Below are 13311 nucleotides of genomic sequence, written 5' to 3' on the forward strand. Positions count from 1 at the left end.
CGCTGTTGTCGTCCTATTCTGCCGCCTGTTGTGTCGATCGGATGGCGGGCAGATTCTTCACCAGCGCGGTCACTTCGGCGATCTCCCGCTCGGTGAGGTCGGTGAGCGGCGGGCGGACCGGGCCGGAGTCGCGGCCGATCACCTTCATGCCGGCCTTGATGATCGAGACGGCATAGCCCTTCTTGCGGTTGCGGATCGCGATCAGCGGCAGGATGAAGTCCTTCAGCCCGGCCTGGATTGTGGCGTGGTCACGCTTGCGCACCGCGGCGTAGAAGTTGGTGGCGAATTCCGGCACAAAATTGAACACGGCCGAGGAATAGGTCGTCACGCCCATGTCGAGATAGGGCAGCGCGAAGGTCTCGGCGGTCGGCAGGCCGCCGACATAGGTGAGACGGTCGCCGAGCTTGGTATAGACGCGGGTCATCAGCTCGATGTCGCCGATGCCGTCCTTGTAGCCGACGAGGTTCGGGCAGCGCTCGGCAAGCCGCGCGAGCGTGTCGGGCTGAAGGATCGCGTTGTCGCGGTTGTAGACGATGACGCCGATCTTCACGGCGGCGCAGACCGCCTCGACATGGGCGGCAAGGCCCTCCTGCTCGGAGTGGGTGAGGTAGGGCGGCAGCAGCAGCAGGCCGTCCGCGCCGGCCTTCTCCGCGCCGATTGCGATCTCGCGGGCGATCGCGGTGCCATAGCCGGTGCCGGCGAGCACGGGCACGCGGCCCTTGGTCTCGTCGACGGCGACCTTGACGACTTCAGGGACCTCGGTCGGCGTCAGCGAGAAGAATTCGCCGGTGCCGCCGGCGGCGAACAGGCCTGCGACATCATAGCCGCACAGCCAGTCCATGTTGGCGCGATAGGTCGCCTCGTCGAAGGAGTAGTCAGCCTTGAAGGGCGTGACGGGGAAAGACAGGAGGCCAGATCCGATCTTCTGGGCCATTTCCTGCGGGGTCATCTTGCTCATGGGCGCGGCTCCCTCATTGCGTGTTGTGGAGGACGCAAGCAGAAGGCTGCGCGTCCATGCGCCGTGGTTTAGGAGACCGTTCGATGCGGGTCCAAGCCAAAGCCTATATCGACCGATGCGAAATCAGCATCAATCTTCCGCGGGCTCCGCAGAGGCCAGTTCGCCGGCGATTTTGACCAGCGCCGACAGCAGCGGATTCTCGTCGTCGCGGCGCCAGACCATGAACAGCTCGACGGGGACGCGCGTGCGCAGCTTCAGCGGGCGCAGGCGCACGTCGGAAATCTTCAGGCTGGCCGCCGCCGCCGGCACGATGGCAAGGCCGAGGCCGGCGCGCACCATGGCGAGGATCGAGTGGATCTGGCTGAGATGCTGGACGTAGCGCGGCAGCACGTCGGCACGAGTGAAAAGCGCCACCAGGAGATCGTGGAAGTAGCGGCTCTCATAGGGCGAATACATCACGAAGGGCTGGTCGTCGAAATCCTTGATGGTGATGCTGTCGGCATTCGCCAGCGGATGCTTCTTCGGGATCGCGGCGAGCAGCGGCTCGGCGACGACGCGGCGGCTGGTGAGCTCGGGCCGCGCGATCGGCGGCCTGAGCAGGCCGGCGTCGATCTGGCCCGACGTCAGCGCCTCGAACTGGTCGCCCGACACCATCTCCTTCAGCGAGAAATCCACCTCGGGCAGTTTGGCGCGGCAGGCCGCGACCAGTTCGGGCAGGAAGCCATAGGCCGCTGCCGCGGTGAAGCCGATCTTCAGCGAGCCGGTCTTGCCGAGCGCGATGCGGCGGGCGACTTGCGAGGCGCTTTCGGCGAGCTTGAGGATGCGCCGCGCCTCCGGCAGGAAGCTACGCCCGGCCGGCGTCAGGCGCACCGAGCGGCTGGTGCGCTCAAGCAGCGGCGCATCGATGATGTGCTCGAGCACCTGGATCTGCCGGGACAGTGGCGGCTGGGTCATGTTCAGCCGCGTCGCGGCGCGGCCGAAATGCAGTTCCTCCGCCACCGTGACGAAACAGCGGAGCTGGTTGAGGTCGAACATCGATACATGCCTTAGATGGATAAGGCGTTTCCCCGGTACTTCTAGCATCGATCATCCCCAAAACAAAGACGGCGGCTTTTTGGGCCGCCGTTGAGTTGCCTGGTCAAGCTCCCATCGGGAGCCCTCAGGAGGAACGTTTGAGCGTCACCCGCTCGATCTTGCCGACGATGACGAGATAGGCGAACGCCGCCACCAGCGCGTTGAGGCCCACGAACACCAGCGCGCCGTTGAACGAGCCGGTCGCGGCGAGGATGTAGCCGATCACGATCGGCGTGGTGATCGAGGAGAGATTGCCGAAGGTGTTGAACAGGCCACCGGAGACGCCGCCGGCTTCCTTTGGCGAGGTGTCGGAGACGACCGCCCAGCCGAGCGCACCGATGCCCTTGCCGAAGAAGGCGAGCGCCATGAAGCCGACCACCAGCGCCTGTCCGTCGACATAGTTGCAGGCGATGATCGACATCGACAGCAGCATGCCGCCGACGATCGGGATCTTGCGCGCCATGGTCAGCGAGCCGGTCCGGCGCAGGATCGCATCGGAAATGATGCCGCCGAGCACGCCGCCGATGAAGCCGCACAGCGCCGGCAGCGTCGCGACGAAGCCGGCTTGCAGGATCGACAGGCCGCGCTCCTTGACCAGGTAGACCGGGAACCAGGTCAGGAAGAAATAGGTCAGCGTGTTGATGCAATACTGGCCGAGATAGACGCCGAGCATCATGCGGTTGGAGAGCAGCTGGCGGATGTGGTCCCAGCCGGAGCCGGCCTCTTGCGCACGCTCGCGCAGCTGATCGTTCTTGGGCGCGTCGAGATCGACCAGCGCGCCGCCTTCCTTGATGTAGTCGAACTCGGCATCGTTGATCGAAGGATGCTCCTTCGGGCCGTAAATGGTCTTGAGCCAGACGAAGCCCATGACGATGCCGAGCGCGCCCATCACGAAGAACACGAAGCGCCAGCCATAGGCATGCGCGATCCAGCCCATCAGCGGCGCGAAGATCACGGTGGCGAAATACTGTCCCGAGTTGAAGAAGGCCGACGCGGTGCCGCGCTCGTTGCCCGGAAACCACGCCGCGACGATGCGGGCGTTGGCGGGGAAGGAGGGCGCTTCCGCGACGCCGACAAGGAGGCGGAGCGCGAACAGCACGACAACAGCCGTGCCGGCGCTGAGGAAGCCAACCCAGCCCTGCATCAGCGTGAACAGCGACCAGACGATGATGCTGAAGGCATAGACGAGGCGCGAGCCATAGCGGTCGAGCAGCCAGCCGCCCGGGACCTGCGCCGCGACATAGGACCAGCCGAATGCCGAGAAGATCCAGCCCATGGCGACGGGATCGAGATGCAGCTCCTTGGACAGCGCGGGGCCTGCGATCGACAGCGTGGCGCGGTCGGCATAATTGACGGTGGTGACCAGGAACAACATGGTCACGATGAACAGCCTGACGCGAGACCTTCTCACGTCCGCTGCGGACACCACTGCGCTCATCAGGCGCCTCCTCAAGTCGAAATGTTTCCTCGATCCGACTCCTAGAGGCGCGCGCGGCAAAGTGTCCAAGCTCAAGGGGGTATCGATCGATACCGTTTTTGGATTGATGAAACGGCAGGTAGCGGGGAACGATGCTGGCGCGGAGTGAATGTGCGAGCGATGGCGACGTGCGAGCACCAAGCACTCCGCTGTCATTCCGCGCGAATGCGGGGAATCCAGTACGCTGCAGCCTCGATTCAAGACTGCCGTCGCGGCGTACTGGATCGCCCGGTCAAGCCGAACGACGACAGCGAGTGCGAGGACGTTGCGCGTAGCCCGCATGAGCGAAGCGATATGCGGGGAGAGTGGCCCCAGATGTCGCTGCGCTCATCCGGGCTACCGCTCGTAAAATGGGTCTTTGCGCGCGCTACTGCTTTGCGCTCGGCAACAGCTGCGGCAGAAATCCGCGCGTGACGCCCGGCGGCACGGCATCGAGCCCGAGCACGGCGCTCGCGGCCGGCAGCGCCGCATCCGCCATCGCCGCATGCCCTTCCGCGCTCGGATGCACCGCGCCGCCATAAACGGCGGAGAGCACGCCCCAGGTGGCGTCGTGAATGTCGGTCGGCTGGCTCGCCGCCGGCAATCCTTGCGGATAGGTCATCGCGGCAAAATAGCTGTCATTGGCGTCACGGATCCAGCGCGCGCGGGGCAAATAGGCGCGGTATTCCGAGGCGCCGCGGCCGCACAGCATCGGCTGGCTCGCCGCGCTCACGATGTCTGGATTGAAGCTCTGGCCGTTCTCGGCAAAGCAGCTGCGGTCGAATTCGGGGTCATTGCCGGAATGGGCGCAGAAGCCGTGATCGGCGAACGCCGCCTGATGCGCATCGACGAAGGTCATGCGGTCGGCTTCGGGATCGCGGCACAGCGCGCCGCGGGTGCAGGTGGCGAGCCCCTTCAGCTGCGGCAAGAACTCGGTGTCGACGAAGGTCGAGACGCGGGCAAGACGCTGCGGATCGGCGTTGAAGGCCGGATGGATGTCGAAGCCGGCCCGGCCGCCGCGGCAGGGCACGCCGCCGTCGGCGAGCGCGGGGTTGGCGTAGGAGACATAGACGACATGCGAGAGGTCGCCGCCGACCAGCGGCTTGAGCGCCTCGCGAAGCTTGACGAAATTCTGCGGCAGTTCGCGCGCCAACGCATCGCGGGAATCGTCGACGCTCGCCATCACGCCGGAGCGGCGGAACAGCGCGCGCTCGGTCGCGGTCTCGACGATCACGTCGGCAACGAGACCGGAGAAATAGACGTCGTTGGCGCCGACAGAGAGCAGCACGAGGTCGAGCGTGCGGTCGGGCTGGCGTTTCTTCGCCGCGGTGAGCGCCTCGCGCAATTCGGCGACTTGCGCGTTCACGCTGGTGTTGCAGACACCGGTCTTGCCGGGCGGGCATTCGCGGGCGCGCTGCGAGCCGAGCAGCCCATCGCCGATGCTGGCACCGGTGCAGGCGAGCGGCAGGTAGGTCACTGCGATGTGGGTGTAGCGCACCGCGAGTGCGAGGGCGGTGCGCGTCTGGTAGCTGTAGAGCGAGCGGTGGCAGGGCGAGTTGAACCAGAGCGCGCTGTAGCGCTGCCAGTTGGCCAGCGTGTCCGGCGCCTCGCAGGCGCGGCCGCCTTTGAAGCCGTGGCGGCTCGGCCGGTAGTACTGCGCGCCGGCGGTGCCCAGATAGGAGCGGAAGCAAAACCCTTCGTCCGACAGCGCCAGCGGCCGGTCCGGATTGCCTTCGCCGGAGGCGATGCTGTCCCCGAGGCCGGCGACGAAGATGTCGCGGACCTGGATCTCGGTCTGGACGCGCTGGGTCGGATCGGAGCCGGAGGAGACGTCGACGGTCGCGACCGTCTGCTTGCCGTAGCGGACGCGCAAATTGATCGGCTCGGCGCAGTCGAAGGTCGATTGTTGTGGCCCGTCGCCGTCGTCGAACGACCAGGCGCAGGTGGCGCCGACCGGCACCGCGCCAACGAGGCGGACGGTGACGGGGTGATCGATCGGGGTGAGGTAGTTTTCCTTGGTGTTGTCGCGGGTGCAGGGCTGGTTGACCCGGCCCTGGAGGTCGATGCAGAGCCGGTTGACCATGTTGCGGGCCCAGCCGCGGCCCTCGCTCTGGAGCTCCAGCGATTGCTCGGCGGCCAGGATGCTGCGGTTGCGGGCGTTCTCGACATGGAGCAGGAAGTCGCGCTCCTCGCGGAACAGCCGGAAGCGGTTACGCACCTCCCAATTGATCTGCAGGGCGCCGGTGTCCTGAGCGCTAGCGCGCTCGGGCGGCATGGCCGTCAGAATCCCGGCAAGCAACAGGGCGCCTGCGGAAAGGGTACGAAGGAATACAGGGATCATGGCCCGCGTCTTCAACGGCAAAGTTGAGGCGGAAATAAGAGAGCATTGCTCCGCCGCCCGCAACCCCGCCGGGTCCAGATCGTGGCCTACCGCTTGTTGGCCTGGCGCAGTATCCGCTCGCGCTCCATCGGCGTCACCTGCTTGGGCAGATTGGCCTGCGCACAGGCCTCCGCCAGCCGCCGCCGCTCCTGCCAGGGCTCGACCACGTTCATCCAGAGCTCGCGCGTGCCCATGATCGAGATGGCAAGGCCGAACGGGATCACGAAATAGAGAAGGCGGAACACCAGCAGCGTCGCCAGAAGTTGCTCGCGGCCGAATTCGGGCAGCGCCAGCAGCATGGCGGCATCGAACACGCCGATCGAGCCGGGGGCATGGCTGGCGAAGCCGAGCAGCGTCGCCAGGATGAACACCACCGCCAGCGACATGAAGTCGATCGGCGGATTGGCCGGCATCAGCAGGTACATCGCTGTGGCGCAGAAGCCGAGATCGACCACCCCGATCAGGATCTGGACCAGCGTCAGCGGCGCCGACGGCAGCACCACCTTCCAGCCCTTCTGGCCGAGCTCGCGCCGCTTCTCGCCCATGCAGAGCCAGACCAGATAGGCACCGATCGAGGCGAGGCCGCCGAGCGCGATCAGCCGATTGATCGAGGAGGGGAGCTGATCCATCGAGGACGCCGCATCCGGATGGATCGCCATGCCGATCGAGAGCACGAAGATGTTACCGAGCCAGAAGGTCAGGCCCGACAGGAAGCAGATCTTGGCGACGTCGATCGCGTTCAGCCCGTAGTCCGAATAGATCCGGAAGCGGATCGCGCCGCCGGTGAAGACCGTGGCGCCAATGTTGTGGCCGATCGAATAGGACGTGAAGCTGGAGAGCGCCGCAATGCGGTACGGCACGTGCTTCTTGCCGATCGTTCGCAGTGCAAAAAAATCGTAGAAGGTCAGCGTACAGAACGCAAAGAACACGCAGATCGCCGCCAGCCCGATGCTCCCGCGGGGAATCTCGGTTAACGCGGTCAGGATGACCCCGGTATCGATGCCCTTGAGGGTTCGCACCAGCGAGGTGATCGCGAAGGCGATGATGAAGACGCTCGCGGCTACTCCGAGCCGTCGCCAGCCGATCCATCTCTTGAAGCCGCGTTGCAGCGCGGGCAGCAGTCCGTGCATTCATCCTCCCGGCGGGGGGCAAGACCGACCAGGCCAGACATTGGCCAGTCGGGTACGATCACGGCCAAAAGCAGGCATCGATCGCGGGGCATGATCCAGCTCATTTAAGGCAAAAACACCGGCTTGTGCAGCCCTTGACAACAATTGGTTCTGCGTCGGGCCGGTCACTTTTGTCATACGCGGTTCACATCTGCGGCGCGTTAAGCATATGAGTCGTGAAACCGGCTCGGCCCGCGCGTTTCCTATGCCGACACCATTTCAGATGCCGCTGCCGTTCGCATTGTTCCAGCGCAAGCCATCCGGGTCTTTTTGGAACGTCGATGCCGCGTGTCCGTTGGGCTCCATCAGCAACCGAACATGGCGGAATAAGCGGCTTTTCGTGCAAGCCGCTGCCTTCGTGTTCCACAAAACCGAAGAGGACGGAACGATGGGACTGTTCACAAAAGACATCAAGACCATGAACGACCTGTTCGTGCACCAGCTCCAGGACATCTATTACGCCGAGCAGCAGCTGACCAAGGCGCTGCCGAAGATGGCCAGTAAGGCCACCGATCCGCAGCTGAAGCAGGGCTTTTTGACGCACCTTGAAGAAACCAAGCAGCACGTCGCGCGGCTCGAAGAAGTGTTCAAGATGCACGGCGTCCCCGTGAAGGCGGTCGATTGTCCGGCGATCGACGGCATCATCGAGGAGGCCGACGAGACCGCCAGCGAGGTCGCCGACAAGGCGGTGCTCGATGCCGCCCTGATCAATGCGGCGCAGGCCGCCGAACATTACGAGATCGTACGCTACGGCAGCTTGATCGCCTGGGCCAAGCAGCTCGGCCGCAATGACTGCGCGACCGTGCTCGCCAAGACGCTTGAGGAGGAGAAGGCGACCGACAAAAAGCTGACCACGCTCGCCGAGAGCAAGGTCAATCTGCGCGCGGCGAGCTGATGAAGGTAAAGCGATGGGCGCGCCGCGCGGCTATCCGTGCGGCGCGCTCGCCACATATGCTCCGTCATCGCCCGCCTAGTGCGCGATTGCGCACAGGGGCAGGCGATCCAGTATTCCAGAGACAATAATGGGATACGGAGAAGCCGCGGCGTACTGGAATCCCCGCATGCGCCGGGCACGACACCGCTTGTAAGGCGAGTGCCCGCAGCATCCATCCTTCGTCCATTATCGAAATATGACTGCGCAATGAGAGCGTATATATCGCATGGGGCTGCAATCGAGGTGCAGCATGCGAGCCACCACCATCAAGCATGAAATCTTTCAGGACAGGACCAGCGCGTCGCGCGCCGGTTCGCCTCTTGCGACCTCGCTCACGCTGGCCGCGATGAGCCTTGGCTACGGCGTGGTGCAGCTCGACGTCACCATCGTCAACACCGCGCTCGATGCGATGGGCAGGACGCTCGGCGGCGGTGTCGCCGAACTGCAATGGGTGGTCAGCGCCTACACCATCGCGTTTGCCGCCTTCATCCTGACGGCAGGCGCGCTGGGCGACCGCATCGGCGCCAAGCGCGTCTTCATGGCGGGGTTCGCCATCTTCACCGCGGCTTCGCTCGCCTGCGCGCTGTCGCCCAATGCCGCCGTGCTGATCGCAGCGCGGCTGGTGCAGGGGCTGGCGGCGGCGATCCTGGTGCCGAATTCCCTCGCGCTGCTCAATCATGCCTATCCGGACGAGCGAGCGCGCGGCCGTGCCGTCGCGGTCTGGGCTGCCGGCGCGAGCCTTGCGCTCACCGCGGGCCCCTTTGTCGGCGGCGCGCTGATCACGCTGGTCGGCTGGCGTGCGATCTTCCTGGTCAATCTGCCGATTGGGCTCGCCGGCCTGTGGCTGAGCTGGCGCTACGCCAGCGAAACCACGCAGGCCCGCTCGCGCGAGATCGATCTGCCCGGCCAGCTTGCAGCGATCGGCGCATTGGGGGCGCTGGCGGGCGCGATCATCGAAGGCGGTGCGCTCGGGTGGGATCATCCGGCGGTGATTGCAGCCTTTGTCGGTGGCGCAGGTCTCGCCGCGCTCTTCATCTGGCGCGAGAGCCGCGCGGCGCAGCCGATGCTGCCGCTGTCGCTGTTCGGCCAGAGGCTGTTCGCGCTGACCTCGCTCGTCGGCCTGCTCGTCAATATCGCGATCTACGGCCTCATCTTCGTGCTCAGCCTGTACTTCCAGCGGATCAATGGGCTGTCGGCGTGGTGGACCGGGCTCGCCTTCGTGCCGATGATGGCGGCGGTGCTGCCGGTCAATCTGCTGGCGCCGCACCTCGCCGAGCGCATCGGCCCGTGCCCGACCATCGTGGTCGGTGCCAGCGTGTCGGCGCTCGGCTGTCTCGGTTTGCTGTGGATCGCGGCTGATACGAGCTATTGGATGATCTGCGCGCAGATGATCGCGATCAGCGGCGGACTTGGGCTGCTGGTTCCGCCGCTGACCTCGACCTTGCTGGGCAGTGTCGACAAGGCGCGCTCCGGCATCGCGGCCGGCGTCCTGAACGCGACGCGGCAGACCGGCAGCGTCCTCGGCGTCGCGCTGTTCGGTTCGCTGGTGGCCGCCGAGGGGGCGTTCATGGCGGGGCTGCATCTGTCGCTGGTCGTGTCCGCATCCGTCCTGCTGCTCGCTGCCATCGCGATCGGCCTGGGTGCGCCGGCGCGAGGATGAACAATCCGAGCGAATGGGCACATCTTCCGTTCACCATTGCCGCAACAGGCGCGTAGCCAGTTACCACCTGTCCACCTCTGTTGGTTCAACTGCGGGTCCATAGGGGCCCGCGATGTATCAAGTTCTCTACTGTCTCACCGAAGAGCACGATTGGCGGCTCGTCGCGCTAGGCGGCGCGGTGTGTCTGCTCGCCAGCGCGGCGGCGATCAGCCTGTTCCACCGGGCGCGCGCGACCAACGGTGTCGGACGCCTGGCCTGGCTCGGTCTCGACGCAGCCGTCAGCGGCTGCGGCATCTGGGCGACGCATTTCATCGCGATGCTCGCCTACGGGCCGGGCGGCGCCGGCGCCTACAACATCCCGGTGACGATCCTGTCGTTGATCTTTGCGATCTCCGTGACCTTCGTGGGGCTGAGCATCGCCGTATCGTCCTCGCGGGCGGTGTGGATCGTCCTCGGCGGTGCCATCGTCGGCACCGGGGTCGCGGCGATGCATTACACCGGCATGGCGGCGCTGGAGATGCCGGCGCGGGTCAATTGGATCGGAAGCACGGTCGCCGTTTCGGTGCTATCAGGAATCGTCTTTGCGGCACTTGCACTGTTCGTGGCCGCGCGGCGCGACGACCTCTTCCATGCGCTGACCGCGACGGTCCTGCTGACCGTCGCCATCGTCGCGCATCATTTCACCGCCATGGGTGCGGTGCTGCTGACGCCTGATCCGACGCTCGCGATCGGCGGCCTGTCGATCCCGCCGGCCTCGCTGTCCTTCCTCACGGCCAGCGCCGCGGTCGCGATCATCGCGATCGCGCTGGTGGCTGCGCTGCTCGACCGCCGCGCCAAGGGCGAACTGGGCGCCCAGCAAATGGTGCTGGATACGGCGCTCGAGAACATGTCGCAGGGTCTGTGCATGTTCGATGCAGACGGCAAGATCATGCTGTTCAACGAGCGCTATGCCGCCATGCTCCGTCGCACCGACATCGCGCTGACCGGCCGCCTGCTGGTCGACGTGCTCAGGGAGGAGCAGGCCAAGGGCCAGTGGCAGGGCGATGCGGATCAATTCTTCGCCCGCCTCGTCGCCGACGCGCGCGAGGGGCGCACCACGACCGACATCGTCAGCCGGTTCGGCCGCTCCATCCGGGTGGTCAACCAGCCGATGCAGGGCGGCGGCTGGGTCGCGACCTTCGAGGACATCACCGAATGGCTCGAGGCGCAGGCCAAGATCTCGCACATGGCGCGCCATGACGCGCTGACCAGCCTGCCGAACCGCGTGCTGTTCCACGAACAGCTCGAGCAGGGACTGCGGCGCACCAGGTCGGGCGATCAGCTCGCGGTGCTTTGTCTCGATCTCGATCACTTCAAGGACATCAACGACTCGCTCGGTCATCCCATCGGCGATGCGTTGCTGAAGGAGGTCGGCCGCAGGCTGACGGCCGCCGTCGGCGAGAGCGACACGGTGGCGCGACTGGGCGGCGACGAGTTCGCCGTGGTCCAGATCGGTCGGTCCGAGGAAACCGCTGCGAGATCGCTTGCGGGCCGCCTCGTCGAGGTCATCTCGGCGCCCTACGAGATCGACGACCATCAGATCGTGATCGGCGTCTCGATCGGCATCTCGCTGTCGCCGCAGGACGGCAGCGATCCGAGCGAATTGTTGAAGAACGCCGACCTCGCGCTCTACCGCGCCAAGGCGGACGGCCGCGGCACCTATCGCTTCTTCGAGACCGGCATGGACGCGCGCGCGCAGGCGCGGCGCCTCTTGGAAATGGACCTGCGCGCGGCGGTGCAGCGCGACGAGTTCGAGGTGTATTACCAGCCGATCCGCGACGTCGCCAGCGGCCGCGTCGTCGCCTTCGAGGCGCTGCTGCGCTGGAACCATCCGCAACGCGGCCTGATCGCTCCCATCGACTTCATCCCGCTGGCCGAGGAGACCGGACTGATCGTCCAGCTCGGCGAATTCGTGCTGCGCTCGGCCTGCATCGATGCGGCGAGCTGGCCTGATGATGTCGACCTCGCCGTCAACCTGTCGCCGGTGCAGTTCAAGAATCCGAACCTGATCGCATCCGTGATCGCGGCGCTCGCCGCCTCGGGACTCGACGCGCGCCGTCTCGAGCTCGAGATCACCGAATCCGTGCTGCTGCAGAACAGCGAGGCGACGCTGACCACGCTGCATGAGCTGCGCGCCATGGGCGTGCGCATCTCGCTCGACGATTTCGGCACCGGCTATTCGTCGCTGAGCTATCTGCGCAGCTTTCCGTTCGACAAGATCAAGATCGACCGCTCCTTCGTGTCTGAGCTGGCGACGCGCGAGGATTCCATGGCGATCATCCGCGCCGTGACCGGGCTCGGCCGCAGCCTCGGCATCGTCACCACCGCGGAAGGCGTCGAGAACGACACGCAGCTCGAGCTGCTCAGGCGCGAGGGCTGCACCCAGGCGCAGGGCTATCTGTTCAGCAAGCCGCGGCCCGCCTCCGACGTGGCGGTGATGCTCAATCGCCCGCGGCTGCTGGCCTCGGCTTGAGGACCCTATTGTTTGAGCATGATCTATTCGGAAAACCGCTTCGCACTTTTCCGGATCATGCTCTAGCCTCGGCGCAATGCGAAATGGGCGCCGCAAAATGCCATGACGGCGCCGAGGCAAAGCGCCGCGAGCCCGGCCAGCACGCCCGCGACGGTCGGAATCGGGCTCGGCGCCGAGGCCACCTGGCCGGCACCCGCGAGCAGCAGCACGCCGACCGCGATCAGGAACTGCCGCATCCGTTGCGGGATCTGGCCGGAGACGGCGCTCTGCATCAACGTTGCGGTGAAATAGCCGCCGGAGAAGCCGACGGTCGCGATCAGCCACCACGCGATCGCCGCGCCCGCCGGGATGAACTCATGCGTGTCGGAGCGCCAGAGACCGCCGAGGTCGAGCCCATAGCGCGCGCCCAGCATGTGCACCGCGAGCGCGAGCAGCACGCCTGATATCACGGCGGCGCCGAGAATCAGCCGGCGCGGAAAAAAGGTCGTCTCAGCCATGCCTCGCTTGTAGGATGGGCGAGGGCGATCGCGCAAGCGGATCGCGGCCGGGATGGGGCGGACAGGATTGATTGAGGGGATGCAGGGGTCGGAAGCTGAGGCCACGCCGGTCACGAGCTATGCCTACAAGGCGTCGCTGATCGGCTCGGCGCATCGCTTCGAGCTGACGGAGCAGGGGCTATCCTGGCACATCGGCGGCCGCACCTCGCTGTGGCCTTACGACGAGATCAGCGCGATCCGGCTGTCATTCCGCCCGGTGTCGATGCAGCAGCACCGCTTTCGCGCCGATGTCACTCACAACAGCGGCCGCCGCATCGCGATCCTGTCGACGAGCTGGCAGACCGCGGCGCTGATGGCACCGCAGGACAACGGCTTTCGCGCGTTCATCCTCGCGCTGCACGCGCGGATGGCGAAGGCGGGCAGCCGCGCGGTGCTGACGGCAGGGCTCGGCCGCACCGCCTATGCCGCGGTGCTGGCATTCCTGGCGGTGCTGACGGTGGCGATGGCGGGCCTGTTGATCCGCGCCCTCGTGAGCGGCGAGTTCGCCGGCGCGCTTTTCATCCTCGGCTTTGCCGCGCTGTTCGCCTGGCAGGTCGGCGGCTTCGTCCGGCGCAACCAGCCGCAGAGCTATCGCTTCGATCAGGTGCCGAAGGCCTTGCTGCCCTAGACCG

The 13311-nt window shown here is 66.0% G+C and carries 10 protein-coding genes; 4 read left to right on the top strand and 6 right to left on the bottom strand.

Annotated features, from left to right (window positions below):
* Positions 1-13: 13 nt before the first annotated feature.
* The 5 genes from kdgD to GGD67_RS29405 all read right to left on the bottom strand — a co-directional run bounded on the left by kdgD (position 14) and on the right by GGD67_RS29405 (position 6998).
* The gene (gene kdgD, locus GGD67_RS29385) at positions 14-958 is read right to left on the bottom strand and encodes a 5-dehydro-4-deoxyglucarate dehydratase (RefSeq protein WP_179737778.1); all 945 of its coding nucleotides are present in this window, start codon (positions 956-958) and stop codon (positions 14-16) included.
* Between the two features lie 129 nt (positions 959-1087).
* Positions 1088-1993, bottom strand: coding sequence for a LysR substrate-binding domain-containing protein (locus tag GGD67_RS29390; protein WP_018317334.1), 906 nt, complete (start codon positions 1991-1993; stop codon positions 1088-1090).
* A 124-nt stretch (positions 1994-2117) separates the two neighbouring features.
* Positions 2118-3470 carry an MFS transporter gene (locus GGD67_RS29395; protein ID WP_018317333.1) on the bottom strand — a complete coding sequence of 451 codons (1353 nt, stop codon included), beginning with the start codon at positions 3468-3470 and terminating at the stop codon, positions 2118-2120.
* Positions 3471-3876: 406 nt separating this feature from the next.
* Positions 3877-5829: a hypothetical protein gene (locus GGD67_RS29400; protein ID WP_018317332.1), complete on the bottom strand. Its 1953-nt coding sequence runs from the start codon at positions 5827-5829 to the stop codon at positions 3877-3879.
* Positions 5830-5915: 86 nt separating this feature from the next.
* Entirely contained in the window at positions 5916-6998 is a 1083-nt protein-coding gene (locus GGD67_RS29405) for a YbhN family protein (RefSeq protein ID WP_018317331.1), read from the bottom strand.
* A gap of 427 nt (positions 6999-7425) precedes the next feature.
* On the opposite strand from GGD67_RS29405, the gene GGD67_RS29410 reads away from it, so the two are divergent.
* The 3 genes from GGD67_RS29410 (at position 7426) to GGD67_RS29420 (ending at position 12143) form a co-directional block, all read left to right on the top strand.
* Complete coding sequence (locus tag GGD67_RS29410; RefSeq protein WP_026201827.1) at positions 7426-7932, top strand: ferritin-like domain-containing protein; 507 nt, start codon at positions 7426-7428, stop codon at positions 7930-7932.
* 289 nt (positions 7933-8221) lie between these two features.
* Positions 8222-9631, top strand: coding sequence for an MFS transporter (locus tag GGD67_RS29415; RefSeq protein ID WP_179737780.1), 1410 nt, complete (start codon positions 8222-8224; stop codon positions 9629-9631).
* A gap of 112 nt (positions 9632-9743) precedes the next feature.
* Positions 9744-12143 (top strand): EAL domain-containing protein, encoded by a 2400-nt coding sequence (locus GGD67_RS29420; protein WP_179737782.1) that lies wholly within the window; start codon positions 9744-9746, stop codon positions 12141-12143.
* Between the two features lie 62 nt (positions 12144-12205).
* Here GGD67_RS29420 and GGD67_RS29425 read toward each other — a convergent pair whose 3' ends face one another.
* Positions 12206-12640: a hypothetical protein gene (locus tag GGD67_RS29425; RefSeq protein ID WP_018317328.1), complete on the bottom strand. Its 435-nt coding sequence runs from the start codon at positions 12638-12640 to the stop codon at positions 12206-12208.
* Positions 12641-12719: 79 nt separating this feature from the next.
* Here GGD67_RS29425 and GGD67_RS29430 point away from each other — a divergent pair, with 79 nt between their 5' ends.
* Entirely contained in the window at positions 12720-13307 is a 588-nt protein-coding gene (locus tag GGD67_RS29430) for a hypothetical protein (protein ID WP_179737784.1), read from the top strand.
* Positions 13308-13311 lie beyond the last annotated feature (4 nt).

Origin of the sequence: Bradyrhizobium sp. IAR9, assembly GCF_013408065.1 — a bacterium.
GTDB lineage: Bacteria > Pseudomonadota > Alphaproteobacteria > Rhizobiales > Xanthobacteraceae > Bradyrhizobium.